This window comes from Aeromonas sp. Y311-2 (assembly GCF_027706025.1).
Classification (GTDB): domain Bacteria; phylum Pseudomonadota; class Gammaproteobacteria; order Enterobacterales; family Aeromonadaceae; genus Aeromonas; species Aeromonas veronii.
In genome coordinates this window covers 115,856-140,625 of sequence record NZ_JAPDCL010000003.1, presented here as the reverse complement: position 1 = coordinate 140,625, position 24,770 = coordinate 115,856, and the positions used below count along the sequence as shown (strand labels likewise).

The following is a 24,770-nucleotide window of genomic DNA, read 5'->3' as shown; positions in this document are numbered from 1 at the left end:
CAGCCCGCGTGCTGGCCATGTTGCATCTTGTCAGGTCAGGGCATTACCCAGCGTTGCAACGCCAGTGCGATACCATCTTCGTTGTGGTCGGCCGTGACCCGATGGGCATGGCTCTGGATCTGCGGGGCCGCATTGCCCATGGCCACCGCCAGCCCCACCTGCTCGAACATGCTGATGTCGTTGTTGTTGTCCCCAAACGCCACCACCTGCTCCATCGCAATCCCTTCGCTGGCAGCCCACTGGGCCAGCCGGTTGCCCTTGCTGCAACCGGGCTGTACCAGCTCTACCGCATAGGGGGCCGCCCAGTCGCGGGTAAAGGGCATCTGCTCGACCACCTTGCCCATAAAGGTGTGCAGGCGTGCCGGATCCTGATTGAACAGCTCCAGCTTCCAGACCGGGTTGTCGAGCCAGCCTGCCAGCTCCTCGACCGGGTGGAGGGCGATCTTGAGGTGGTCCGGCTGATTGGCCGACCAGTGGCGGATGCGGGTGACATGCTCTTCACAGCCGAGGTAGCCAATGCCCTCGCTCAGGTGGAACAGGGCCCCCATTTGCTGCGCCTCGACCGCGGCCAGCAGCTCGGTAAGCGGGGCGGCCGCCAGCGGGTCGCCGCTGAGGATCCGGTTCTGCACCGGATCATAGAGATAGGCGCCATTGCTGCAGATGAGGGGGGTATCGAGGGCCAGCTCGTGGTGGAAGGGACGCGCCGTCATATAGTGGCGCCCCGTGACCAGCAGCACCTTGATGCCGTGGGCGCGGGCCTGCGCCAGGGCTGCCCGGGTGGCCGACGAGATCTTGTGATCCCGGGTCAGCAGGGTGCCATCCATATCGAGCGCGATGGCCTTGTACTCACTCATAGCTCCTCCAGCATCGAACAAATCTGCAAAGAGCTTTACCGTCCCAGACCCGGCGCCCCGATGCAAGTCTTGCCCGCGGCCGAAGCGCCGAACTGTGATCTCTTCGTGACTCAGGTGCAGCTGGCCAGCTGTTGACGACGGTCGGCACGGCGACGCAGCAGATAGAAACCGGCGGCACTGGCAAGGGAGCAGAGGGTGGCGAGATAGAAGGGCCACTCGGTACCGGCCAGCAGCACCAGACTGCCGAGCAGCACCGCCAGGATCTCGCTGCCCACGGCGAGGGCGCGGTAGATCCCCATCGCCTGCCCCTGTTGCTCCGGGTGACTGCGGTTGGAGATCGCCACCGAGGTGGCCAGCTCCCCCAGACTCATGCCGATGCCAGCGGGAACGAAGGTAAGCGCCAGTCCCCACCAGTGCACGGGCAGGATAAAGAGCAGCATGCCGCTCGCCATCACCAGATGGCCGACAATGCCGAGGGAGCTGCCGCGCCAGTGGCGGGAGATGCGAGAGCCGAGCCAGGAGCCCGCCATCATGGGCAGGCTCACCAGCACCGCTGCCTGCGCCAGCTGGGCCGGATCCCAGGCCAGCCTCTCCACCAGCCAGATATTGAAGTAGGTGAAATAGAGCTGCACGGCGCCATAGCTGATCAGGGTGAGCGCGAAGTAGGGCAGCAGGGCCGGTTGCAACAACAGCTGGCGGCTGGAGAGGGTCGCTGTCTGACGGGTGGCCGCCACCGGCGGACGATAGGGGATCAACCAGTACACCAGCAGCAGGTTGAGCAGGGTCATTCCTACCGCCAGCCAGGCGGCCAGACTGTAATCCCCCGAGATCACCGCGGCGTAGCCCCCGATCATCGGCCCCACGACCCAGCCCAGATTCATGCCGATGTTGATCCAGGCGAAGCTGCGCGCCTTGTGCTCCTTGCCGGCGAGATCCGCCGCCATCGCCTGCACGATGGCGATGTTGCCGTTGCACAGCCCCTCCACCACCCGGCTGAGCAGCAGCAGGGGGAGGGAGCGCCAGGCGATACCGAGTGCCATCAGGGCATAGCCTGCCAGCACCCCCGCCAGCGAGAGCAACAGCAGTGGCTTGCGGCTATAGCGGTCGGAGAGGCGACCGAGCCAGGGGCTGCCCACCAGCTGGAACAGGGGATAGAGCCCCATGATGACCCCCAACCACACCTTGCGGCTCCAGTCGGAGGCTTCCGGTGTCAGCATGCCGTGGGCCGGATCCAGCAGCAAAGGTGCCAACACCGGGGAGGGGAGACTGAAGCCTGCAACTGCCAGCGTGACCGTCATGACCAGCACCCAGAGGGGATTTTTGTGCTCGTGTTTCTCCATGCTGCACCCATTAAGTAAAGTTATTGGTTTATTTATGCTGGTTCATAGACGGGATTAAGTAAAGTGAATTGTTGATTTAATAAAGGGCGCTCCCCATAATGAGATCATGAACGCAAGCACCGACAAGATCCTGTTTCTGCTCAAGAGCCATGGCCCGCAGAGCGCCGCCGCGCTGGGGGAGCAGTTGCAGATGACCTCCATGGGCGCCCGCCAGCACCTGCTCACGCTGGAGCAGGAGGGGTGGGTCACATTCAGCGACGAGGCGCGCGGGCGCGGTCGTCCCGTGCGGCTGTGGCAGCTCACCGAGCAGGCCTGGCAGCGCTTCCCCGATAGCCATAGCGACCTGACCGTGCAACTGATCGACAACGTGCGCGAGCTGTTTGGCGAGGAGGGGATGGAGCGGCTGATCCAGCAGCGGGAGCAGCAGATGCTTGCTCGCTATCAGGAGGCGCTGGGGTCCCATGGCCTCTCTGGCCGGCTAGCGGCGCTCAAGGAGCTGCGTACTCGCGAGGGCTATATGGCGGAGATCCGCCGCGAAGAGGATGGCAGCTGGCTGCTGTGGGAGAGCCACTGTCCCATCTGTGCGGCGGCGCGCACCTGCCGCGGTTTCTGTCGCAGCGAGCTGGCGCTGTTTCGCCAGCTGCTGGCGCCGGCGACGGTGGAGCGGGAGCAATATCTGCTGGAGGGGGCGCATCGCTGCCTCTATCGCATCACGCCGCCCGCGCTCTGATTTCGTCAAACGCCCAAAAACAACAAAGCAGGCGCCGGGATGCCTGCTTTGTTGCCTTCGGGGAGGGGGTTCTCTCGTTCCAGCCCGTCGTTTCCCGATAAGGTAAGACGGCTGATGGGGCTCTTGACCCGGTAAGGTCCTTCACCGCAGAGACCCGGTCAGGTATCTGCTTTGCCACCGGAAGATGTAACCATAGTATCCCTCCCATGCCGGTGAGTGGTTGCAAAGTAACCACTTATTTCGGTTGTTTTTGCAATAGTTCACCCTTAATCTAGGAAAAGTGGATTAGTCATTGCAACGAGGAAGGGTAAATGCTGAAACTTGATCGCATAGACAGACATATTCTCGAGCTGATGCAGGAGAATGGCCGCATCAGCAATCTGGAACTGGCCGAGCTGGTCGGGCTCTCGCCGTCCCCCTGCTCCCGCCGGGTCAAGGCGCTGGAGGATGCCGGTCTCATCGACACCCACGTTACTCTGCTCAACGCCCGCCAGCTTGGCCTCACCCTCACCGCCTACATTCATATCTCCATGGACAGACACACGCCCGAGCGGTTCGAAAACTTCGATCGCGCCATCAGCGAACTGCCCGAAGTGCTGGAGTGTGACCTCATCACCGGCAATGATGCCGACTACCAACTCAAGGTGGTGGTGCGCGACATGGAGCACTACCAGCACTTCCTGTTGGACAAGCTGACCCATATTCCGGGGGTGACCGGGGTGCGCTCCAGCTTCGTGTTGCGCCGCATCAAGCACAAGACGGCGCTGCCGCTCAACCATCTGGGGTGAGCCCGCGCAAGCCGCTTATGTAAACAGAAAGAGGAGGCCAGTGGCCTCCTCTTTTGCTATTCGCTCTTGGTTATTCGGTCGTGGTTATCGGGTCTGGATTCGCTGTCGCGGTGACGGGGCGACTGCCGTGCTCAGACGCTGACCTGGCTGATATCTTCCACCTGCAGCAGCCAGCCGCTCTGCTCCTGCTGCGGTTCGCCGCTGACCCGCAGCCGCTCGCCGGTCGGCACCCACTGCCCCTCGGGCAGGGAGACCAGCAGGCTCTCGCTGCCGTTGTCGAACAGCCAGCGATCTTCGCCAAGCGATTCAATCAGATAACCTTCCATCTCCACTCTGGACTCGGCTTGCCAGGATGGCGCAACGGAATCACGGCTCTCGATGAAATCCCCCTGAACACCAAAACTGGCTAGCCCCCACAGAATGGAGAGCCCGACGATGGATGTTTGCATCTTGTCTCTCCTCTTTTGGAACTGTAGGGCCAGTATGGGAACAGAAAACTGAGCGCACCATGAACAAGGTGGCAAAGTGCTGGCGAGATCGCGAAAAAATCCGGCCAATTGGCCGGTAGTGTCATTTTATGGTGCCTGGATCACACTATTTGGCGGCTTCTTCTGCCATCCGTTCGGCTCTTGGCTTATTCGTCCACATGGCTACCCCGCGATGATCCCCACAGATCCCCTCTGCCACCACGGCGCGAACCCGGGTGCCATCTTTGCAAATGGCCTGCCAGGCGTCGGCATCATCGATGGCGAGCGAGTTGGGGGGCGGCGTGGTTTGGCAAGCCGTGAGCAGCAGGGCGCACAGGGGGAGCAATTTTTTCATGGCGGACTCCTCGGGGTAATGGGGGACCGAGAGGATTGGAATGGCCTCTCCATCCGAGCTTCACTCCCCAGCATCAGTGATAACCGGTTAAGGGGCAAGGGGAGGAGTCACCGACAGGCGCAGGTGCAGTGCAGCCGGGGCTTGCCCTGTGCCCTCCTTGGGCCTATGGTGAGGCCGTTTTACTGCCTTATTGAAGGAGCGTTTTCATGTCCACTCTCTATCCCCACGTCGGGGTTGGCGTCATCCTGACCAACGCCCATGGCCAGGTGCTGCTTGGCAAGCGCAAAGGGAGCCATGCTCCCTACTGGTCGATCCCGGGTGGTCATCTGGAGTTGGGGGAGAGCTTCGAGTCGGCGGCGATCCGCGAGGTGGCCGAGGAGACCGGACTTGAGATCCAGGGGCCCGAGGTGGTGGCGGTGACCAACAATCTGGAGACCTGGCGCGAGAGCGGGCTGCACTATATCTCGGTGACGCTGCATGCCCGGGCCGATGGCGAACCGCAACTGCTGGAGCCGGAGAAGTGCGAAGGCTGGGTCTGGTGCGATCCGCGCGAGTTGCCCGAGCCCCATTTCGACGCCAGCCGTCAGTCCATCGCTTGCTGGCTGGCGGGACGCTGCTATCTGCCGGGTGATGTGCCCATGGTGTCGGCCGAATCAGCCTGATTGTCATAAAACGATCATCGCGCTGTCATAATATCCACTCTCCATCGGGAGAAGAGGGATGAGGGAGAAGAGCGTGGGACAGGTATTTATTCAGTTTTTATGGCTGGGATGCGTCAGCTTTGGTGGTCCGGCCGCTCATATCGGCTATTTCCAGCGCACCTTCGTCCAGCGGCTCGGCTGGCTGACACAGGCCGAATTTGCCCGCTTGCTGGCGCTGTGCCAACTGCTGCCGGGGCCCGCCTCCAGCCAGCTGGGTTTCGCCATCGGTCGTCATCGCGCCGGTCTGGGCGGGGCGCTCTCAGCTTTTCTTGGCTTCACGCTGCCCTCATTTCTTCTGCTACTGGCGGCCGCGATCGGCATCGGCCAGCTGGGCAGCAATCTGTGGCTCGATGCGGCGTTGCACGGCCTCAAGCTGCTGGCGCTTATCGTGGTGGCCGATGCGGTGCTCACCATGAGTCGTCAGTTCTGTGCCACGGGAATGACCCAAGGGATTATGGTGGTGACCGCTGCTGCACTCTGGTGGCAGCCCGGTTTGCTGACTCAACTGTTGATGCTGGCGGGAGCTGCGTTGATCTGCGCCCGCAGCCAGCGCGGGGCGGGGAGTCACCCTGCCACCGCCGAGCTGCCTGCTGCCGCCAGCAGTCAGCCTCATTGGCCGACCCTGCTGCTGTTTGGCGTCCTTTTTATTGGTCTGCCGTTGCTCGGTAGCCCGCTTGGCCAGCTGGTTGCCGACTTCTATCGCGCCGGTAGTCTGGTGTTTGGCGGTGGCCATGTGGTGCTGCCGCTGCTGCAAGAGAGCGTGGGCCACACTCTCAACGAGCAGCAGTTTCTGACCGGTTACAGCCTGGCCCAGTTGGTGCCGGGCCCCATGTTTACCCTTGCCACCTATCTTGGCGCCCAGTTGCAGCCCGAGATGCCGCTGCTCGGAGCCTTGTCGGCGACCCTGGCGCTCTTTGCACCCGGTTTTCTGCTGCTCTGGGCGGTGGGCCCCTGCTGGCAACAGTGGCTGGCCCGTCCCCGTCTGGCGGGGGCCGTCACCGGCATCAATGCTGCCGTAGTGGGATTGCTGCTGGCGGCCCTCTATCAGCCGGTGTGGCAGAGTGCGGTGTTGGCGCCGACCGATCTGGCGCTGGCGGCCATCGGCTTTTATCTGCTGCGGGTGTTGAAGTTGCCGGTGCCGGCCATCGCGGCCCTGTTGGTTATGGCTGCTATCCTGCTGGCGTGAACGCGGTGAAATCCCGATAAAAAACGGCGCCTCCGTGATGGAGGCGCCGTTTTTTATTGCAATGGGTCAGCCGCTTAAGCGTCGGGATCGAAATCCAGACTCAGGCTGTTGACGCAGTAGCGCTGGCCGGTCTCGGTCGGTCCATCGGGGAAGACGTGACCGAGGTGAGAGCCGCACTGGCGGCAGGTGATCTCCACTCGCTTCATGCCGTGGCTGTTGTCTTCGGTGTACTCCACCGTCCCCTCGATGGCCTTGTCGAACGAGGGCCAGCCGCAGCCGGAATCAAACTTGGCTCCTGAGTGAAACAGCACGCTCTTGCAGCAGACACAGAGGTAGTCGCCGCTCTTGCGATTGTGGAGCAGGGCGCCGCTGTAGGGGCGCTCGGTGCCCTTCTCCCAGCAGACGTGAAACTGCTCGGCGGTCAGTTTGCTGCGCCACTGTTCCGGATTGTTACTGCTCATACCGACTCCTTGCCATCCATACCGGAGCCCAGCATAGCGGCTCCGTAAAGCTGACTCCAGCATGCTTCTTATGCTTTGCCTGTATCTGTGATCGAGGTGGCAACCATCTCCTCACCGGATGCAGGGAGAATTTCCTGCTGCGGTGGTTGGGCATCCTCCGCCGTGCTGGCCAGCGCCACCCGCTCCAGCAATTTGAGGGAGTGGGCCCGGCCGACTGCCACCTGCCGTTTGATGTCATCCGGCAGGAAGGGCAGCCCATCGTTGGTGGCGGTGTCGATGGTCTGGATCCACTCCAGCCCTTCCCCCGGCGGCGGCAGGCGGTACTGGATGTCGTAATCGCTGGCGTTGAACAGCACGTACCAGCGCTCACCGACACAGTTGATCATGCCGATATCCATGGCGAACGCCTGCCCCATGGGGGCGTGCCAATCCTGATCGGTGAGCTGGTGGCCGTCCGGGTGATACCAGTTGACCTGATGGCAGCTGGACGGTGCGCCATTCCAGCTGTCGTCGCTCAGCTGCAGGTTGGAGAAGACGCAGGACTCTGCCCGCAGTGCCATCATCTGCTGGGTGAAGGCGAACAGCCGCTCATCCTCCGGCCGCCACTGCCAGTTGACCCAGCTGATCTGGTTGTCCTGACAGTAGGCGTTGTTGTTGCCAAGCTGGCTGCGGCCCATCTCGTCCCCGGCAAGAAAGTGCGGTGTCCCTTGCGACAGCAGCAGGGTGGCAATCAGATTGCGCTTCTGCTGCTGGCGCAGGCTGTTGACCCGCGGATCCAGGGTCGGCCCCTCTACCCCGTGGTTATAGGAGAGGTTGTTGCCGTGACCGTCCCGATTGTCTTCACCATTGGCCTGATTGTGGCGCTGGTTGTAGGAGACCAGATCCTCCAGGGTGAAACCGTCGTGATAGCAGAGGTAGTTGACGCTGGTGTGGGGGGAGCGCCAGTTCTTCGGGAAGATATCCCGCGAGCCTACCAAGCGGGTGGCAAAGTCCCCCATCTTGCCCGCATCGCCACGCCAGAAGGCGCGCACAGTATCGCGGTAGCGGTCGTTGATCTCCTGCCACTGGCTCGGGAACTGACCCAGCCGGTAGCCAAAGGGGCCTATGTCCCAGGGTTCGGCGATGAGCTTGACCTGTGACAGCACTGGGTCGGCCATCACTGCCTTGAAGAAGGCGCCCATGGGCTCGAACTCCCCCGCTTCCCGCGCCAGCGTCACCGCCAGATCGAAACGGAAGCCATCCACCTGCATCTCGGTGACCCAGTAGCGCAAGGCATCGAGCACCAGCCGCAGGGTGTTGGGGTGATCCAGATTGACGCTGTTGCCACAGCCGGTCACGTTGGCGTGACGGGTGTAGTCGGGGCCGTGGGGGCCCGCTTCGAAGGCGTAGTAACCAGCGTTGTCAAAGCCCTTGAACGAGAGGGTGGGGCCGTCGAAGCCAGAGGCGGCAGTGTGGTTGTAGACCACATCCAGGATCACCTCGAGCCCGGCCCGGTGCAGCTCGCGCACCATGGTCTTGAACTCGGTCACCGCCTCGTCGGCTCGGGTGCTGTAACGCGGCTCCGGGGCGAAGAAGGCGATGGGGTTGTAGCCCCAGTAGTTGGTCAGTCCCAGCTGCTCCAGTCGCGGTTCCGACATGAAGGCGGCCACCGGCATCAGCTGCACCGAGGTGATGCCGAGACTCTTCATATGCTCGATAACCAGCGGGTGACAGATGCCAAGGTAGGTGCCCTGCAGCGCTTTGGGGATCCCCGGATGCTGCTTGGTAAAGCCCTTGACGTGGGTCTCGTAGATAATGGTGCGGGCCGGACTGATCCCGGGTTTGCCAACCCCTTGCCAGTCAAAACTGTCATCCACTACCACCGACTTGGCAATCATTTCTGCGCTGTCGCCCTGATAGAGGGCTTCATCCCAGTAGGTGGGACGACTGAGCGCCCTGGCGTAGGGGTCAATCAGCAGTTTTTGCGGATCGAACAGCATCCCCTCCTGCGGGGTGCCATAGACCCGATAGCCGTAGCGCTGACCGGCCTTTACGCCGCGCACGTAGCCAAAGCGATACTGGCCACGGCGGCCGGGCAACTCCAGTCGCATCAGCTCCTGCTCCTGCTCGTCGTACAGGCAGATCTCCACCTTGTCCGACTGGGGGGCCCAGACGCAGAAGTGGCAACCGTTCTCGTCAAGGCGGGCCCCCAGCGGGTGGCCCACCCCTTTTTCCATTACAAGCATCAAGACTCCTGTTTGATAAACAAGGTCGCCAGCGGCGGCAGATCCAGCACTATGCTGTGCGCCATCCCCTGCCAGGGGGTCGGCTCGGCAGCGAACACCAGACCTACATCATAGTTACTGCCCCAGTAATACTCGCTGTCGGTGTTGAGCACCACCCGATAGTGGCCCGCAGCTGGGACGCCGATCCGATATTCGAGACGGGGCACCGGGGTGAAGTTGCAAGCCACCACAATAGCCTGCTTGCCCTCTTTGTCCGCTCGCAGCCAGGCAAAGATGCTGTTGTCGGCATCGTTGTGATCCAGCCAGCGGAAGCCGGTCTGCTCATAATCGGCCTGATACAAGGCAGGCTCATGACGGTAGAGGTGATTGAGATCGTGGATCAGCCGTTGCTGACCGGCATGCTTGGGATATTGCAGCAGGTGCCACGGCAGCTGGGCGTCGTGGTTCCACTCGTTGCTCTGAGCGATTTCGGTGCCCATGAAATTGAGCTTCTTGCCCGGGTGGGCGTACATAAAGCCCATGTAGGCCCGCAGGTTGGCGGCTTGCTGCCACTCGTCGCCCGGCATCTTGTAGAGCATGGAGTGCTTGCCGTGCACCACCTCGTCGTGGGAGAGCGACAGGATGAAGTTCTCGTCATAGTGGTAAACCATGGAGAAGGTCATGTCGTTGTGGTGGTAGCGGCGATGGATCGGCTCTTTCTGCATATAGGTGAGGGTGTCGTGCATCCAACCCATGTTCCACTTGAAGCCAAAGCCGAGGCCGCCGAGGAAGGTGGGGCGGGAGACACCGGCAAAGGCGGTGGACTCTTCGGCTATGGTCATGGCGTGGGGATACTTGCCGTAGACCTCCTCGTTGGTCCACTTGAGCAGGCTGATCGCCTCGTAGTTGTGGTTGCCGCCATCGACGTTCGGTACCCACTCACCGGCGTTGCGGGAGTAGTCCAGATAGAGCATGGAGGCGACCGCATCCACCCGCAGGCCGTCGATGTGGAACTTGTCGAGCCAGAACAGGGCGCTCGCCACCAGGAACTGGCGCACGGTATCGCGGCCGAAGTCGTAGATGTAGGAGTTCCAGTCCGGGTGCCAGCCACGGCGCGGATCCTCGTACTCGTAGAGCGGGGTGCCATCGAAGCGGGCCAGGCCGTGGGCATCGGACGGGAAGTGGGCGGGTACCCAGTCCAGAATGATGCCGATGCCGGCCTGGTGGCACTGGTCGACGAAGTATTTGAAATCATCTGCGGTGCCGTAGCGGCTGGTGGGGGAGAACATGCCCACCGGCTGGTAGCCCCAGGAGCCGCTGAAGGGGTGCTCGGAGACCGGCAGCAGCTCGATGTGGGTGTACTCCATCTCCTTGACGTAGGCGACCAGCTCCACTGCCAGCTCGCGCCAGCTCAGGCTGTCGCCGTTGGGGTGGCGCTTCCAGGAGCCGACGTGCAGCTCATAGATGGATAGGGGTTGCTCACGCTTGTCGTTGTGCTGGCTGGCAATCCACTCGGCATCCTGCCACTGGTACTGGGCGTGGTCATAGACCACGGAGGCGAACGACGGATACTGCTCACTGTAGAAACCGACAGGGTCGCTCTTGTGGGGCAGCCGGTTGCCCATGGGGTCCTTGAGCTCGAACTTGTAGCGATCCCCGGCCTTGAGGCCCGGCACAAACAGCACCCAGTGACCGCACAGGCTGCGCTGCATCGGATGGCGGCGGCCATCCCAGAAGTTGAAATCACCGATGAGGCTCACGGCGGTGGCGCTCGGTGCATAGACCGCAAAACGCACCCCTTCCACCTGCTGGCCAAGATGCTCTACGGTGCGCAGCTGGGCGCCAAGGGTGTGGTAGAGGTTTTCCGGCTGGGCAGTCAGTTCGGCCAGGCCTGCCCAGGCGGCATCCTGAAACTGATAGGGGTCGATAACCTCGGTAGTGGCATCTTGGTAGCTGGCGATCAGCTGATAGGGGAAGGAGTTTTTGCGGCGGGTGAAAACAGTTTCAAAAAGACCCGATTCATCGGTGGGCGCCAGGGTGGCAACGACTTTGCCCGACTTGAGATCCTTGACGCGGACTTCGAGGGCATCAGGCAACCAGGCGGTCAGTTTGAGGCCGGGCCCATCCGGATTGGCCTGCAGGCCTAAGTGAGAGAAGGGATCGGAACAGCGGGCAGCAACCAAACGTTCAACGAGCATCGAGATTTCCTTTCATGACAGAGCATCCACTCCGGCCGAAGCCGGAGTGGATTTAGGTGAGAGCGCTGTGGGAGACAGCGTCTCAACGACTGGCCTCATCACGGGCTTGGCTCATCTTGCCAGCCAGTGCCTTGAGTGCCTCATTGGCAAAAATATCTTCCAGATCAGCGGAAAGCTTGCGGCGCCAGTTGGGGTATTCGTAACTGGTGCCCGGTACGTTGACCGGCTTGTCCATCTCCAGCCAATCTTCCAGCTGGGTACTGAACAGGGCGCAGCTGCCGCGGGACATGTGGATCTGCAGACCGTGGTTGAGTTCGGTGTTCATACCGACCCAGTTGACGTCATGACTGATGCTGTCAGAGATGACCTTGTGGGCATGCAGGCTGTCGAGGATCCGCTGTTTGGCCTGGTGACGATCAGCATACAGAGTCTTCAATACATCTTCATCCGGATACAGACCCAGTTGACGGCCGAGCGCCAGATCGTCGCAATGCCAGAAGCCCTTGAGGGTCGGCATGTCGTGGGTGGTCAGGGCCGACATCGCCTGCTCGGTGTAGTGCGCCGGGGAGATAAAGCCGCCATCTTCCTTGGAGCGCTCGAAGAAGAACACCTTGTAGGAGTGAACGCCGTTCTCTTTCAGGGTCACGTCGATCCCCTCCGGCACGGTGCCCAGATCCTCGCCGATCAGCAGGCACTGGTTGCGGTGGGATTCGAGGGCCAGAATGCCCAGCAGATCGTTGACCGGATAGTAGATGTAGGCGCCCTTGGCGGCGGATGCTCCGGGCGGTACCCACCACAGGCGCAGCAAGGCCATCACGTGGTCGATACGCAGTGCGCCACAGGAGCGCATGTTGGCACGGAACAAGTCCACCATCGGCTGATAGGCCGCTTCAAACAGCTTGTTCGGGTTCATCGGGGGCAGGCCCCAGTTCTGACCGAGCGGGCCGAGAATATCGGGCGGCGCACCGACCGAGGCTTTCGGGCAGTAGAGATCCTGGTTGGCCCAGATCTCGGTGGAGCCTTCGGATACGCCCACCGCCAGATCCCGGTAGATCCCCATCACCATGCCGGCAGCCTTGGCGCGGGCATCGGCTTGCGCCAGCTGCTCGTCGGCCAGGAACTGCAGATAGAGGTAGAAGTTGACATCTTGCGGGTGCTCAGCCATCCAGGCGGCAACGGCAGGGTTGTGGTAATCGCGCAGCTCCTGCGGCCATACCGGCCAGCCCCAGGCATTTTCGCCTTTGGCATAGAAGTGGGCCTGCAGGGCATCAAATGCTGCCTGCTGTTGCAGGCTGTCACCACCGGCGGCCACGAAGGCATCAAAGGCGGCCTGACGCTCGGCGCCAAGGCTGGCTTCGTCGAACACCTGACGCAGCATGCCGAGTTTGGTCTGGATCACGCCGGTGTAATCGACATTCTCTTTGGCGCGCAGATCGGCCAGATGTTGCTGGAAAGCAGGGCTTGCCACTTCCGCTTTCAGGCGATCGCTCTGCTGGAATTCGGGCACCGCTTCCACATTGATATAGGCCACGTTGAGCCAGCGACGGGAAGAGGGGCTGTAGGGACTGGCGCTCTCCGGATTGGCCGGATAGAGGGCGTGGATAGGATTGAGGCCGACGAAGTGGGCACCCCAGGCGGCCGCTTTCTCGACCAGCTGGCCCAGATCGCTGAAATCACCGATACCCCAGTTGTGGCGGCTGCGCAGGCAGTAGAGCTGCACGCTCGGACCCCATACCTTGCGGCCATCGGCAATTGGCGCCTGCTTGTAGCAGGCCTTGGGGGCAACGATGAAGCGCATGGTAGCCAGCGGCTCGTCATTGCCCTCTTCCAGCAACACCAGCTGGTGATAACCCAGCTCCGGGGCCATCTCCAGGGTGACGCGATAGGCCTGGCACTCCATCTCTTCAAACTCGGCCACGCCGACCAGCTCACCCTCGATGGGAGTAAATTGACCGGACAGCACAGCACCCTGCTCCTGCTGGAGCTGCCAGGTGAGGGCGTCGTTGACGAATTCGATGGGGAGGCGAACCTCAAGGGTAATGGCGTCGCCGGTGCGAACCACCATCACAGGATCCAGCGCCCGCAGCCAGTGCTGGCGATGCTCCTCTTCCAGCTGCTGCACCAGTGCGGCCTCGTCATCGACGCGGTAGCCCATGGCGCCCAGCATGGCGGCCTTGCTCTCTTCTGATACCTGGGCCGGGTGGCCCCAGGCATCGACATACTCGCTGGCGATACCTTTTGCGGCAGCCAGCTGTTCAATCAGGGTGGTCATAGTTTGAGAATTCCCGCTGTGGATTCTATCTATACTATTTTGTTTGATTTTTATGGGGTGGTACTTGAACAGTGGCTCTATGGGCCATGCTAAACCGCGCACATTTTTACATATCTCTGTGAATGGTTGTGTGACCGAGTAGGCACTATTGTTGATATCTGCGCGATGCCACGATCTGGCACTTTTTTCGTCAAAACGTGGTAATCAGTTACATAAACAGAAAATTAATTTCACAGTTTTTCATGATATAGCGCAATTTCAGACAGAATGTTGGTTGACTCACCGGAGAGTTCTAGTAAATTTACAAGCGGAATTTTCTTTGACTACTGAACAGTTAGGTAACTAAATATGACTATCAAAGTAGGTATTAACGGTTTTGGCCGTATCGGTCGTTTCGTATTCCGTCTGGCTTGCGAGCGTGCAGACATCGAAGTTGTTGGTATCAACGACCTGATCGATGTTGACTACATGGCTTACATGCTGAAGTACGATTCAACTCACGGTCGTTTCAACGGTACCGTTGAAGTTAAAGACGGCAACCTGGTTGTAAACGGCAAAACCGTACGTGTTACCGCTGAGCGTGACCCGGCCAACCTGAAGTGGGGCGAAATCGGTGTTGACGTTGTTGCTGAAGCTACCGGTCTGTTCCTGACCGACGAGACTGCTCGTAAGCACATCGCTGCTGGTGCCAAGAAAGTTGTTCTGACTGGCCCGTCCAAAGACGCTACCCCGATGTTCGTAATGGGTGTTAACGACTCTACCTACGCTGGCCAGGACATCGTTTCCAACGCTTCCTGCACCACCAACTGCCTGGCCCCGATCGCCAAGGTTCTGAACGATACCTTCGGTATCGAGTCTGGCCTGATGACCACCGTTCACGCTACCACTGCTACCCAGAAGACCGTTGATGGTCCGTCTGCCAAAGACTGGCGCGGTGGCCGCGGTGCGGCTCAGAACATCATCCCGTCCTCTACCGGTGCTGCCAAAGCTGTTGGCGTAGTTATTCCGGAACTGAAAGGCCTGCTGACCGGTATGGCTTTCCGTGTTCCGACTCCGGATGTGTCTGTTGTTGACCTGACCGTTAACCTGAAGAAAGCTGCCACCTACGCAGAAATCTGCGAAGCGATGAAAGCTGCTTCCGAAGGCGCTATGAAAGGCGTTCTGGGCTACACCGAAGACGAAGTTGTATCTACCGACTTCCTGGGTGAGCGTCAGACCTCCGTATTCGACGCCAAGGCTGGTATCCAGCTGAACGACAAATTCGTTAAAGTTGTATCCTGGTACGACAACGAAATGGGCTACTCCAGCAAAGTTCTGGACCTGATCGCTCACATCTCCAAGTAATTTGGGATGCGCAATCGCGTAGCTTGAAAAAGGCGGCCATTGGCCGCCTTTTTGTTTTTCGGTTTCCCCTGATGACAGGAGTCCACATGCAATCCATTCGTCCCCTGACAGCCAATTGCAAGCTTGCCAACAATGCGGCCGGTCTGCCGGTTCTCACCATCAACAACGACTATGCCAAGGCAGAAATCAGCCTGTTTGGCGCCCATGTGCTGAGCTATCAGCGTCATGGCGAGCCGGCCTCCATCTGGCTGAGCGACAAGGCGGTGCTGGATGGCAGCAAGCCTGTTCGCGGTGGTATCCCGATCTGCTGGCCCTGGTTTGGCCCGGCGCCCGCCCGCGTTGGTAGCGGCAAGCCCTCCCACGGTTTTGCCCGTACCACCCTCTGGATGCTGGACGGAGTCTCCGATCACGCTGATGGCACGCTTGTTCATCTTTCCCTGCGCGATAGCGACGCGACCCGTGCCCTGTGGGATCACCCCTTCGAACTGGAGCTGGATGTGCTGGTGGGCAAAGAGCTTTCGCTGGTGCTGACCACTCGCAACACCGGTAGCCAGCCGCTGACTTATAGCGGTGCGCTGCACACCTATTTGCAAATCAGTGCGCCGGAAGCGGTGAGCGTCACCGGCCTGGGCGAGCCCTATGCTGACAAGCTGACCGGACAGGATGCCAAGCAGCAGGGTGCATTGACCCTGAACGGGCCGCTGGATCGGGTCTACTGGCAGCCAGAGGCGCTGGTGAGCGTGCAGGATGGTGAGCGCGAGACCCGGGTTGTCAGTGGCAACCACGACAGCGTGGTGGTCTGGACCCCCTGGCTGGAAGGTGCTACCGCCATGGCCGACATGAGTGACGATGGCTATCGCACCATGCTCTGCGTCGAAGCGGCCATCGCCGGTGAGGCGGGTGTGACAGTTGCGCCGGATGAAGAGCACAGCCTCTCCACCGTAATCATCTGAGTTGGATTAGGTTCAGATAAATAAAGAGGGCTCCCGCGGGAGCCCTCTTTGCATCTCGTGACGGCGGCAATCAGGCGTTGCCCTGAGTCTTGAGCTTGAGTTCGGCGGCGAAATTGAGCATCCGGTCGAGGGGGATCAAGGCTTTGACCCGCAGATCTTCATCGACATGGATCTCGTGGCGCTCGGCACCGTCGGTGAGCGCTTCCTTGATCGCCACCAGACCGTTCATCGCCATCCAGGGGCAGTGGGCGCAGCTGCGGCAGGTAGCGCCATCGCCACCGGTCGGTGCTTCCACCATCTCTTTCTCCGGACAGGCCTGCTGCATCTTGTAGAAGATGCCCCGATCGGTCGCCACGATCAGCTTCTGCTGGGGCAGCTCCTTGGCTGCCTTGATCAGCTGGCTGGTGGATCCCACCGCATCGGCCAGCTCGATCACCGAGGCGGGGGATTCCGGATGAACCAGCACGGCGGCGTCCGGATTCTGCTCTTTCAGCTCGCGCAGGGCACGGGCCTTGAACTCGTCATGGACGATGCAGTGGCCCTGCCAGCGCAGCATCTGCGCCCCGGTCTTCTTCTCGATATAGGCGCCCAGATGGCGATCCGGGCCCCAGATGATCTTGTGACCCAGACTGTCGAGGTGTTCGACGATCTCGAGCGCGATGCTGGAGGTCACCACCCAGTCAGCCCGCGCTTTGACGGCGGCCGAGGTATTGGCATAGACCACTACGGTATGGTCGGGATTGGCATCGCAGAAGGCGGAGAACTGTTCGATGGGACAGCCCAGATCGAGGGAGCATTCGGCCTCCAGCGTCGGCATCAGCACCCGCTTGTGGGGGCTCAGGATCTTGGAGGTTTCCCCCATGAAACGTACCCCGGCGACGATCAGGGTTTGCGCCTCGTGATCGCGGCCAAAGCGGGCCATCTCCAGCGAGTCACCGACGAAACCGCCCGTGGCTTCGGCCAGCGCCTGGATCTCGGGATCCGTGTAGTAGTGGGCAACCAGTACCGCCTTGCGCTCCTTGAGCAGCGCCTTGATTTCTGTGGTCAAGGTCGTTCTCTGCTCGGCACTCAGGGGAAGAGGTTTGGCCGGAAAGGGGTAGTCCATCGCGACTACCGGCGGGACACTGCTCAGTGCATTGCTCATTGCGACTGTTCCATCAACGCTCGGGAAGGCAAAAATTATAACCAGAAGCCTGCCACAAACCCATCAACAAATCGGGTGAAGCGCAAGTGGGCGAATATACTCAAGTAATTCGTTGTTATTCTGCCATAAGGAGTTGTCGCATGAAGCAACGTTCCCTCAAGTTCAAGTTGTTGTGCCTTACCATGGGACTGTTTCTGCTGACCGGGCTGGCCATGACCCTGTTGCAATCGGCCTCGTTCAGTTCCCTTCGCAACATGGTGATGACCCAGACCAGCGATGCACTGGAAGAGGAGGTCTCCCGCAGCCTGCAGTATCAGGCAGAGCGCTATGCCATCCAGATTGCCTCGCTGATGCAGAACTCCTATCAGATCCCCCTGACCGTGACCGCCCAGATTGAAGCCGGGATGGCCAAACCGGAACTGCGCTTGTCGCGGCCCCAAGTGGAGTCTCTGCTCGGCAGCAGCCTGCAGCAGGCGAGCGGGATCAGCTCCATCTACGCCCAGTTTGAACCGGATGGCTACGATGGCGAGGATGGCAACTGGCTGGGCGGGGCCAGCCACTCGGTGGCAGGCAAGGGGAGTCTGGAGGTCTATTTCACCAAGGAGCAGGGAGGCGCCGTCGCCCAGCAAGCGGTGGACGCTGCTGCCAGCGAGGCCAAGTTTGATACCTCCCTCAACGAGTTTGGCATTCGCAACAGCGAGTGGTATCTCTGTGGTCGCGATACCCGCCAGCCCTGCCTGATGGAGCCCTACCTCTACGAAATCAGCCCGGGCAACAAGATGCTGATGACCAGTCTGACGGTGCCAGTGCTGCGTGACGGCAAGTTTGTCGGGCTGGCCGGAGTGGATATGAACCTGCCCATCTTCCAGCAACTGGCTGAAAACCTTGGCAAGAGCCTCTATGACAACAAGGCGGATGTGACCCTGGTCAGCAAGATGGGGCTGATTGTGGGCAGCAACCGCTATGCCGACAAGCTGGGCCGTCCACTCAAGGAGGTAGGCCAGACCCTGCCTGACGGTCAGCCGGTCAGCAGCGACAGTGACTTTATTCTTCATCAGCCCATCCGGGTTGAGGCAGCCAATACCCAGTGGTGGTTGATGATCAAGGTGCCCAAGGCGCTGGCGCTCGGCAAGGCGCACGCCATCAGCAATGAACTGGGCACCCTGCTGGTGGATGCGCAGCGGCAGCAGATCATCGCCATGGGCGGGATTACCCTGTTGGTGCTGGGCTTGCTGGTCTGGTTTATCCAGACCATCACAGCGCCACTTTCTCTTATCAGCCGCCATGTGGGCCATCTCTCCAGCAACGAGGGGGACCTGACCCAGCAGATGGAGATCGACACCCATCGGGAGCTGATCGATCTGGGGGCCCAGCTCAATGCCTTCCTCGGCAAGCTGCGGGGCATGGTGCAAATGAGCAAGGGGATCGGCCAGCAGGTCTACCAGCAGGCGCGGGAGATGAAACATACCGCCGACACCATGCGCAACAGTCTGGACGAGCAGAATCTGGAGCTGGAGAGCGTAGTGAGCGCTATGCATCAGATGAGCACCACGGCAGTCAGTGTGGCAGGTTATGCCGAACAAGCGGCGCAGGAGTCGGAAGCGGCGACCCACCATATCAATACCGCCCAGCAGACCCTCAGCAATGCCCGCAACGAGATCCATACTCTGGTCGGAGATATGCATGAGGCGGATAAAGCGGTGGCGCTGGTGGCCCAGCGCAGCACCAATATCAGCCGGATCCTCGATGTGATCCGCGCCATTGCCGAGCAGACCAACCTGCTGGCCCTCAACGCCGCCATCGAAGCGGCGCGGGCAGGGGACATGGGCCGTGGCTTTGCGGTGGTGGCGGACGAGGTGCGGGCGCTGGCGACCAAGACCCGTGAATCGACCGACGAGATCGGCCAGCTTATTGGTAGCCTGCAGACCGAAGTAAGCAGCAGTCAGCGTCTGATGAATACCGGTATCGAGCGCTCCACTACCACGGTGCAGGGCACCGAGCAGGCGTTCGAGGCGCTCAATCGGGTGGTGGCCCAGATCCAGCAGATCCACGACCACATCAGTCAGGTGGCCACCGCCGCCGAGCAGCAGAGTGCGGTGAGCGATACCATCAACCAGAACCTGATGCGGATTGGTGATACCGCCAACGTGATCGGGCAGGAGGCCAGCTCCAGCCATCAACTGAGCGAGGCGCTGGAGCAAGCGGCCACGGCGCTCGCCAGTCAGCTCGATCGGTTGCGTACCTGAGTGGCAGCCAGAGAGACAAAAGCCCGCGAGCGATCGCGGGCTGTTTTATGGCTCGATGGCAGAGCGGCGTCAGTTGCGGGGTTCAACCAGCAGGATGTGGGAGTCGGCCCCCACCACCCTGACCTTGCTGCCCGCAGGTAGCGAATCGTCGCAGCGCACTGTCCAGACCGTGTCGTCCAGATGTACCCGGCTGGTGCCTTGGGCGACATCATCCAGCAGGGTCAGCTCGCGGCCCATATAGCTCTGCATCCGCTCGTTGATGGTGCTGGCGGCATCCTGACCCGAGTTGTCACGCTGGTGCTGCCAGCGCCACCAGGCCCAGGTGGTGAGCAGGGATTGCACCGCAAACAGCAGCAACTGCGCCTGCCAGCCAAAGGGCCAGATCAGCAGCAGCAGGCCCACTTCCAGCGCGGCGATGCCGGTCCAGAGCAAAAAGCCCACCGAGCCGAGCACCTCGATGGCCAGCAGAATGAAGCCGAGCCCCAGCCAGTGCCAGTGGGTCAGCCCCTCTAACAGGGCTGTCATGACTTGCTGCCCTTGCCATCTTTGTTGAACAGCTCGGCCATACCAGCCACCGAGCCAATCAGGCTGCCTGCTTCCAGTGGCATCATGATGATCTTGCTGTTGGGGCCTTCACCGATGCGGGCGAGGGCCTCGGTATATTTCTGAGCCACGAAGTAGTTGATGGCCTGCAGGTCTCCTTCCGCAATTGCCTGGGAGACCATATGAGTCGCCTTGGCTTCTGCCTCGGCAGCACGCTCCCGCGCTTCGGCTGCGAGGAAGGCAGCCTGACGTTCACCTTCGGCTTTGAGGATCTGGGACTGTTTCTCCCCTTCCGCTTTCAGGATCTTGGACTGGCGCACCCCTTCGGCTTCCAGTACCTCGGCCCGCTTCTGGCGCTCGGCCTTCATCTGGGCGTTCATCGCCTCGACCAGTGCCAGCGGCGGGCGCACATCTTTAATCTCGATGCGGGTCACCTTGATACCCCAGGGGGCGGTGGCGGCATCCATGGTGCGCAGCAGCTTCTCGTTGATGGTGTCGCGCTGGGAGAGCATCTCGTCCAGCTCCATGGCGCCGAGCACGGTGCGCATATTGGTCATGGTGAGATTGCGGATGGCGCTGGTGAGATCGTTGACCTCATAACCCGCTTTGCGGGCATCCACTACCTGCACAAAGCTGATGGCGTCGATGGTGACGTTGGCGTTGTCGCGGGAGATCACCTCTTGTGCCGGGATGTCCAGCACCTGCTCCATCATGATGATCTTGTGGCCGACCCGATCCACGTAGGGGATCAACAGGTTGAGGCCCGGGGTCAGGGTGCGGGTGTAGCGGCCGAAGCGCTCCACCGTCCAGTTGTAGCCCTGGGGCACTATCTTGATGCCCGCACTCAGTGTGGCGAGCACCAGGAACACGAAAATCCCTAGCACAATCAATGATTCATTCATCATTTAGCTCCTTATGAAACACAGTCCCTAGCCTATGGTCTGGCGTCAGGTACCACAAGTGACTTTGTATGCCTTTGTCATGAATTGGCTTTGCTAATTACCAAAACGCATTAAAAAGCATTTTTTATTATTTTGAGGGATAAGCTGCCCTGCCTATAGTCGCCCCATATTAGTCGTGTTCCGAGGGATGGGCCGAAATGGATTATTTACCTATGTTTGCCAGGTTGGAAGGCCGCCCGGTACTGCTGGTGGGCGGGGGCGAGGTTGCCCTGCGCAAGGCGCGCCTGCTGCTGGCGGCCGGTGCCCGGCTGACCCTGGTCTCCCCGGTGCTTGAACCGGAATTTGCTGAATTCACCGGTCGTTTCACCCATCTGGCGGAGCGCTTCACCCCGGCCCATCTGGCAGGTCAGATCTTGGTGGTGGCAGCGACCGACAACCTCGAAGTCAACGCACTGGTTTATCAAAGTGCCAACCAGCTGGGTCTGTTCGTCAATGTGGTGGATGACCCCAAACGCTCCAGCTTTATCTTCCCCTCGATCATCGATCGCTCGCCGCTGATGGTGGCGGTTTCCAGCGGCGGCAAGGCGCCGGTGCTGGTGCGCCTGCTGCGCGAGCGGCTGGAGAGCCTGCTGCCGCGCCATCTCGGCGGACTGACCGAGCTCTCCGGCCGGGTGCGTGACAAGGCCAAGCGGGTGCTCTCCTCGATTTCCGATCGCCGCCGCTTCTGGGAGCGCGCCTTTGCCTCCAACACCCTCGCCAGCCTGATTGAGAAAGAGGATTGGCAAGGTGCCGAGCAGTGGCTGAGCGATGGTCTCGACCAGGCGAAAAGCGAAGTGGGCGAGGTGGTGCTGGTCGGCGCGGGCCCCGGTGATCCGGGCCTCTTGACCCTCAAGGCGCTGCAACAAATTCAACAGGCCGAAGTGGTGCTCTACGACCAGTTGGTCTCGCCTGAGATCCTCGATCTGGTGCGCCGCGATGCCACTCTGGTGTCGGTTGGCAAGAAGGCGGGCGCCCACAGCGTGCCGCAGGAGGAGACCAATCGCCTGCTGGTGGAATACGCCAAGGCGGGCAATCGGGTGGTGCGGCTGAAAGGGGGCGATCCCTTCATGTTTGGCCGGGGCGGCGAGGAGCTGGAAGTGCTGGCCGACGAAGGAATCCCCTTCTCGGTGGTGCCCGGCATCACGGCCGCCGCCGGTGCCACCGCCTATGCCGGCATTCCGCTCACTCACCGTGATTACGCCCAGAGCGCCGTCTTTATTACTGGCCACTGCCAAAAAGAGGGCAAGGAGCCCGACTGGCAGCAGCTCGCCGCTACCAGTCAGACTCTGGTCATCTACATGGGCCTAATGCGCTCCGAGCATATCCAGCAGCAGCTGGTGGATCACGGCCGCAGCACATCTACCCCCATCGCCATCATCGAGCGCGGCACCACATCCCGTCAGCGGGTGTTGACCGGCACGCTGGCGGATCTGGCTGAGCTGGCCAAACAGGCGGTGAGCCCGTCGCTTATCGTCATCGGCGAAGTGGTCGCCCTGCGCGATCGGCTGGCCTGGTTTGGAGAGCAGGGCGGCGAGCAGCAGCGCGCTAACCCGGATCTCGATGGCTGCGACCTCAAGCTGGTGCAGCTGGCCTGACCGAGAAAGAGATATTTGATGCGGCTGCCAGCGCGGCCGCGCACTGAACCACCCAGCGCCCCGAGCAGGCGCATAAGCAATGACCCGAGGACCAACATGGACCGTGAAAGATTGACGCACTTGCAGCAGCTGGAAGCCGAGAGCATCCATATCATCCGCGAGGTGGCTGCCGAATTTGAAAACCCGGTGATGATGTACTCCATCGGCAAGGACTCCTCCGTCATGCTGCACCTGGCCCGCAAGGCCTTCTATCCGGGCAAGATCCCGTTTCCCTTGCTCCACGTCGACACCGACTGGAAGTTTAAGGAGATGATCAAGTTCCGCGACGAGACCGCCAAGAAGTACGGGCTGGATCTCATCGTCCACAAGAACCCGGAGGGGCTCGCCATGGGCATCAACCCCTTCGTCCACGGCAGCGGCAAGCACACCGACATCATGAAGACCGAGGGGCTCAAGCAGGCGCTCAACAAATATGGCTTCGACGCCGCCTTCGGTGGCGCCCGTCGCGACGAGGAGAAGTCCCGCGCCAAGGAGCGGGTCTACTCCTTCCGTGACAAGTCCCACCGCTGGGATCCGAAGAACCAGCGTCCGGAGCTGTGGCGCGTCTACAACAGCCAGGTCAACAAGGGGGAGAGCATCCGGGTGTTCCCGCTCTCCAACTGGACCGAGCTGGATATCTGGCAATACATTTATCTGGAAAAGATCGACATAGTGCCGCTCTACTTCGCCGCTTACCGTCCGGTGGTGGAGCGTAACGGCATCAAGATCATGGTGGATGACGAGCGCATGCCGCTGACCGCCGAGGATGAGGTGAAGCAGGAGCTGGTGCGTTTCCGCACCCTCGGTTGCTACCCGCTGACCGGGGCCATCGAATCCGATGCCACCACCTTGCCGGAAATTATTGAAGAGATGCTGCTCACCACCTCGAGCGAGCGGCAAGGGCGGCTGATTGACCACGATCAGGCCGGCTCCATGGAGCAGAAGAAGCGTCAGGGATATTTCTAAGGAGTCGTCAGCATGAACAGCCATATTCAGACCGCCATCACCGAACAGGGCATCGAAGCCTATCTGCACGCCCAGCAGCACAAGAGTCTGCTGCGTTTTCTCACCTGCGGCAGCGTGGATGACGGCAAGAGCACCCTTATCGGTCGCCTGCTGCACGACTCCCAGCAGATTTATGAAGATCAGCTAAAAGCGCTGGAGTCCGACAGCCAGAAGCTCGGCACCACCGGCGAGAAGCTGGATCTGGCGCTGCTGGTAGACGGCCTGCAAGCGGAGCGCGAGCAGGGCATCACCATCGATGTGGCCTACCGCTATTTCTCCACCGCCAAGCGCAAATTTATCATCTCGGATACCCCGGGGCATGAGCAGTACACCCGCAACATGGCCACCGGCGCCTCCACCTGCGATCTGGCCATCATTCTGATCGATGCCCGCAAAGGCGTGCTGGATCAGACCCGCCGCCACAGCTTTATTGCGAGCCTGCTCGGCATCAAGCAGTTCGTGGTGGCGGTCAACAAGATGGATCTGGTGGAGTTCAGTCAGGAGGTGTTCGAGCGCATCAGTGCCGATTACCGCGAGTTCGCCAAGAAGCTAAGCGTCGACACCATCCATATCGTGCCGGTCTCGGCGCTGGACGGTGACAACGTGGTCAACCAGAGCGACAAGCTGGCTTGGTACGAAGGCGAAACCCTGCTGGCTCTGCTGGAGTCGGCAGAAGTTGAGCGCGAGCTGGAGCGTCATCCGGTGCGCCTGCCGGTGCAGTATGTGAACCGCCCCAACCTCGATTTTCGCGGCTTCGCGGGCACGTTGGCCTCCGGCATTCTGCGGGTGGGCGACCGGCTTGCGGTGCTGCCGTCGGGCAAGGAGAGTACCGTGACCCGCATCGTCACCTTCGACGGCGATCTGGAGTACGCCCTGCCGGGTCAGGCCATCACAGTCACCTTTGCTGACGAGATCGACATCAGCCGCGGCGACCTGTTGGTGGATGCAGCCAAGCGGCCGCAAGTGACCCAGAATGTGCTGGCCCATATCGTCTGGATGGGGGAGGAGTCCCTGCAACCGGGCCGGGTCTACGACGTCAAACTGGCCACCAAGAAGAGTCGCGGTCAGGTGGAGGCCATCCGCCACCGTATCGAGATCAACAAGCTCGACGAGCTGCCTGCGAGCGAGCTCAAGCTCAACGAGATCGGCCTGTGCGAGCTGAGCCTCACCGACCCGGTGGCGTTCGACCCGTATCAGGAGATCCGTGATACCGGCAGCTTTATCCTGATCGACCGGCTGACCAACGTCACCGTCGGCGCGGGCATGATAGTGGAAGGCTTGGCTGCGAAAGTGGCAAAAGGGCACTACAGCGAGTTCGAAATCGAGCTCAACGCGCTGGTGCGCAAGCACTTCCCGCACTGGCAAGCTCTTGCCATCGGTAACGACACAAGCAAGGAGTAAGCC

General features: G+C 60.9%; 21 protein-coding genes. 10 read left to right on the top strand and 11 right to left on the bottom strand.

The genetic code is table 11. From position 1 onward, the window contains the following. Positions 1-35 precede the first annotated feature (35 nt). Together OKC42_RS04365 and OKC42_RS04360 are read right to left on the bottom strand one after the other, a co-directional pair. Positions 36-854 carry a Cof-type HAD-IIB family hydrolase gene (locus tag OKC42_RS04365; protein ID WP_270819123.1) on the bottom strand — a complete coding sequence of 273 codons (819 nt, stop codon included), beginning with the start codon at positions 852-854 and terminating at the stop codon, positions 36-38. A 110-nt stretch (positions 855-964) separates the two neighbouring features. Next, positions 965-2,194, bottom strand: coding sequence for an MFS transporter (locus tag OKC42_RS04360; RefSeq protein ID WP_129503287.1), 1,230 nt, complete (start codon positions 2,192-2,194; stop codon positions 965-967). Between the two features lie 106 nt (positions 2,195-2,300). On the opposite strand from OKC42_RS04360, the gene OKC42_RS04355 reads away from it, so the two are divergent. Together OKC42_RS04355 and OKC42_RS04350 are read left to right on the top strand one after the other, a co-directional pair. Continuing rightward, positions 2,301-2,924 carry a helix-turn-helix transcriptional regulator gene (locus OKC42_RS04355; protein ID WP_042052419.1) on the top strand — a complete coding sequence of 208 codons (624 nt, stop codon included), beginning with the start codon at positions 2,301-2,303 and terminating at the stop codon, positions 2,922-2,924. Positions 2,925-3,235: 311 nt separating this feature from the next. Next, positions 3,236-3,712 carry an Lrp/AsnC family transcriptional regulator gene (locus OKC42_RS04350; protein ID WP_005304871.1) on the top strand — a complete coding sequence of 159 codons (477 nt, stop codon included), beginning with the start codon at positions 3,236-3,238 and terminating at the stop codon, positions 3,710-3,712. Positions 3,713-3,843: 131 nt separating this feature from the next. Here OKC42_RS04350 and OKC42_RS04345 read toward each other — a convergent pair whose 3' ends face one another. Further along, entirely contained in the window at positions 3,844-4,161 is a 318-nt protein-coding gene (locus OKC42_RS04345) for a hypothetical protein (protein ID WP_005343224.1), read from the bottom strand. Positions 4,162-4,306: 145 nt separating this feature from the next. Beyond that, the gene (locus OKC42_RS04340) at positions 4,307-4,534 is read right to left on the bottom strand and encodes a hypothetical protein (RefSeq protein WP_005335715.1); all 228 of its coding nucleotides are present in this window, start codon (positions 4,532-4,534) and stop codon (positions 4,307-4,309) included. A gap of 206 nt (positions 4,535-4,740) precedes the next feature. Between OKC42_RS04340 and OKC42_RS04335 the strand changes: the two genes are divergently transcribed. Both OKC42_RS04335 and chrA read left to right on the top strand, forming a co-directional pair. Further along, the gene (locus tag OKC42_RS04335; RefSeq protein WP_270819122.1) at positions 4,741-5,196 is read left to right on the top strand and encodes a nucleotide triphosphate diphosphatase NUDT15; all 456 of its coding nucleotides are present in this window, start codon (positions 4,741-4,743) and stop codon (positions 5,194-5,196) included. Between the two features lie 73 nt (positions 5,197-5,269). Continuing rightward, positions 5,270-6,421 carry a chromate efflux transporter gene (gene chrA, locus OKC42_RS04330; RefSeq protein WP_429090039.1) on the top strand — a complete coding sequence of 384 codons (1,152 nt, stop codon included), beginning with the start codon at positions 5,270-5,272 and terminating at the stop codon, positions 6,419-6,421. A gap of 74 nt (positions 6,422-6,495) precedes the next feature. Here the strand turns inward: chrA and msrB are convergent, their stop codons facing one another. The 4 genes from msrB to malQ all read right to left on the bottom strand — a co-directional run bounded on the left by msrB (position 6,496) and on the right by malQ (position 13,556). After that, the gene (gene msrB, locus OKC42_RS04325) at positions 6,496-6,882 is read right to left on the bottom strand and encodes a peptide-methionine (R)-S-oxide reductase MsrB (RefSeq protein WP_040068248.1); all 387 of its coding nucleotides are present in this window, start codon (positions 6,880-6,882) and stop codon (positions 6,496-6,498) included. Between the two features lie 68 nt (positions 6,883-6,950). Next, on the bottom strand, positions 6,951-9,107 hold the full coding sequence (gene glgX / locus OKC42_RS04320) for a glycogen debranching protein GlgX (protein ID WP_270819120.1): 2,157 nt from the start codon (positions 9,105-9,107) through the stop codon (positions 6,951-6,953). Further along, entirely contained in the window at positions 9,107-11,284 is a 2,178-nt protein-coding gene (glgB, locus tag OKC42_RS04315) for a 1,4-alpha-glucan branching protein GlgB (protein WP_136501690.1), read from the bottom strand. The genes glgX and glgB overlap by 1 nt, the downstream gene beginning before the upstream one ends. Positions 11,285-11,366: 82 nt before the next feature. Next, entirely contained in the window at positions 11,367-13,556 is a 2,190-nt protein-coding gene (gene malQ / locus OKC42_RS04310) for a 4-alpha-glucanotransferase (RefSeq protein ID WP_270819119.1), read from the bottom strand. Positions 13,557-13,904: 348 nt separating this feature from the next. On the opposite strand from malQ, the gene gap reads away from it, so the two are divergent. Together gap and OKC42_RS04300 are read left to right on the top strand one after the other, a co-directional pair. Next, positions 13,905-14,900 (top strand): type I glyceraldehyde-3-phosphate dehydrogenase, encoded by a 996-nt coding sequence (gap, locus tag OKC42_RS04305; RefSeq protein WP_005335708.1) that lies wholly within the window; start codon positions 13,905-13,907, stop codon positions 14,898-14,900. 86 nt (positions 14,901-14,986) lie between these two features. Next, positions 14,987-15,853 (top strand): D-hexose-6-phosphate mutarotase, encoded by an 867-nt coding sequence (locus OKC42_RS04300; RefSeq protein ID WP_270819118.1) that lies wholly within the window; start codon positions 14,987-14,989, stop codon positions 15,851-15,853. Positions 15,854-15,923: 70 nt separating this feature from the next. On the opposite strand, the gene nadA is transcribed toward OKC42_RS04300, so the two are convergent. Then, the gene (gene nadA, locus OKC42_RS04295) at positions 15,924-16,997 is read right to left on the bottom strand and encodes a quinolinate synthase NadA (protein WP_005335706.1); all 1,074 of its coding nucleotides are present in this window, start codon (positions 16,995-16,997) and stop codon (positions 15,924-15,926) included. Between the two features lie 140 nt (positions 16,998-17,137). Between nadA and OKC42_RS04290 the strand changes: the two genes are divergently transcribed. Then, positions 17,138-19,243, top strand: coding sequence for a methyl-accepting chemotaxis protein (locus tag OKC42_RS04290; RefSeq protein WP_270819117.1), 2,106 nt, complete (start codon positions 17,138-17,140; stop codon positions 19,241-19,243). 69 nt (positions 19,244-19,312) lie between these two features. On the opposite strand, the gene OKC42_RS04285 is transcribed toward OKC42_RS04290, so the two are convergent. Both OKC42_RS04285 and OKC42_RS04280 read right to left on the bottom strand, forming a co-directional pair. Next, positions 19,313-19,768, bottom strand: a complete 456-nt coding sequence (locus OKC42_RS04285; RefSeq protein WP_270819116.1) for an NfeD family protein — start codon at positions 19,766-19,768, stop codon at positions 19,313-19,315. Next, positions 19,765-20,688 (bottom strand): SPFH domain-containing protein, encoded by a 924-nt coding sequence (locus OKC42_RS04280; RefSeq protein WP_005335703.1) that lies wholly within the window; start codon positions 20,686-20,688, stop codon positions 19,765-19,767. The genes OKC42_RS04285 and OKC42_RS04280 overlap by 4 nt, the downstream gene beginning before the upstream one ends. A gap of 197 nt (positions 20,689-20,885) precedes the next feature. Here OKC42_RS04280 and cysG point away from each other — a divergent pair, with 197 nt between their 5' ends. The 3 genes from cysG (at position 20,886) to cysN (ending at position 24,767) form a co-directional block, all read left to right on the top strand. Beyond that, on the top strand, positions 20,886-22,322 hold the full coding sequence (gene cysG, locus OKC42_RS04275) for a siroheme synthase CysG (protein WP_270819115.1): 1,437 nt from the start codon (positions 20,886-20,888) through the stop codon (positions 22,320-22,322). Between the two features lie 72 nt (positions 22,323-22,394). Beyond that, complete coding sequence (cysD, locus tag OKC42_RS04270; RefSeq protein WP_332306667.1) at positions 22,395-23,327, top strand: sulfate adenylyltransferase subunit CysD; 933 nt, start codon at positions 22,395-22,397, stop codon at positions 23,325-23,327. A gap of 12 nt (positions 23,328-23,339) precedes the next feature. Then, positions 23,340-24,767 (top strand): sulfate adenylyltransferase subunit CysN, encoded by a 1,428-nt coding sequence (gene cysN, locus OKC42_RS04265; RefSeq protein ID WP_139739797.1) that lies wholly within the window; start codon positions 23,340-23,342, stop codon positions 24,765-24,767. The last annotated feature ends 3 nt before the right edge of the window (positions 24,768-24,770 follow it).

What these genes read in the sequence shown, in the direction of transcription:
- OKC42_RS04365 (WP_270819123.1), bottom strand. Translation starts at nt 854, where the DNA reads ATGAGTGAGTACAAGGCCATCGCGCTCGATATGGATGGCACCCTGCTG.
- OKC42_RS04360 (WP_129503287.1), bottom strand. Translation starts at nt 2,194, where the DNA reads ATGGAGAAACACGAGCACAAAAATCCCCTCTGGGTGCTGGTCATGACG.
- OKC42_RS04355 (WP_042052419.1), top strand. Translation starts at nt 2,301, where the DNA reads ATGAACGCAAGCACCGACAAGATCCTGTTTCTGCTCAAGAGCCATGGC.
- OKC42_RS04350 (WP_005304871.1), top strand. Translation starts at nt 3,236, where the DNA reads ATGCTGAAACTTGATCGCATAGACAGACATATTCTCGAGCTGATGCAG.
- OKC42_RS04345 (WP_005343224.1), bottom strand. Translation starts at nt 4,161, where the DNA reads ATGCAAACATCCATCGTCGGGCTCTCCATTCTGTGGGGGCTAGCCAGT.
- OKC42_RS04340 (WP_005335715.1), bottom strand. Translation starts at nt 4,534, where the DNA reads ATGAAAAAATTGCTCCCCCTGTGCGCCCTGCTGCTCACGGCTTGCCAA.
- OKC42_RS04335 (WP_270819122.1), top strand. Translation starts at nt 4,741, where the DNA reads ATGTCCACTCTCTATCCCCACGTCGGGGTTGGCGTCATCCTGACCAAC.
- msrB (WP_040068248.1), bottom strand. Translation starts at nt 6,882, where the DNA reads ATGAGCAGTAACAATCCGGAACAGTGGCGCAGCAAACTGACCGCCGAG.
- glgX (WP_270819120.1), bottom strand. Translation starts at nt 9,107, where the DNA reads ATGCTTGTAATGGAAAAAGGGGTGGGCCACCCGCTGGGGGCCCGCCTT.
- glgB (WP_136501690.1), bottom strand. Translation starts at nt 11,284, where the DNA reads ATGCTCGTTGAACGTTTGGTTGCTGCCCGCTGTTCCGATCCCTTCTCT.
- malQ (WP_270819119.1), bottom strand. Translation starts at nt 13,556, where the DNA reads ATGACCACCCTGATTGAACAGCTGGCTGCCGCAAAAGGTATCGCCAGC.
- gap (WP_005335708.1), top strand. Translation starts at nt 13,905, where the DNA reads ATGACTATCAAAGTAGGTATTAACGGTTTTGGCCGTATCGGTCGTTTC.
- OKC42_RS04300 (WP_270819118.1), top strand. Translation starts at nt 14,987, where the DNA reads ATGCAATCCATTCGTCCCCTGACAGCCAATTGCAAGCTTGCCAACAAT.
- nadA (WP_005335706.1), bottom strand. Translation starts at nt 16,997, where the DNA reads ATGAGCAATGCACTGAGCAGTGTCCCGCCGGTAGTCGCGATGGACTAC.
- OKC42_RS04290 (WP_270819117.1), top strand. Translation starts at nt 17,138, where the DNA reads ATGAAGCAACGTTCCCTCAAGTTCAAGTTGTTGTGCCTTACCATGGGA.
- OKC42_RS04285 (WP_270819116.1), bottom strand. Translation starts at nt 19,768, where the DNA reads ATGACAGCCCTGTTAGAGGGGCTGACCCACTGGCACTGGCTGGGGCTC.
- OKC42_RS04280 (WP_005335703.1), bottom strand. Translation starts at nt 20,688, where the DNA reads ATGAATGAATCATTGATTGTGCTAGGGATTTTCGTGTTCCTGGTGCTC.
- cysG (WP_270819115.1), top strand. Translation starts at nt 20,886, where the DNA reads ATGGATTATTTACCTATGTTTGCCAGGTTGGAAGGCCGCCCGGTACTG.
- cysN (WP_139739797.1), top strand. Translation starts at nt 23,340, where the DNA reads ATGAACAGCCATATTCAGACCGCCATCACCGAACAGGGCATCGAAGCC.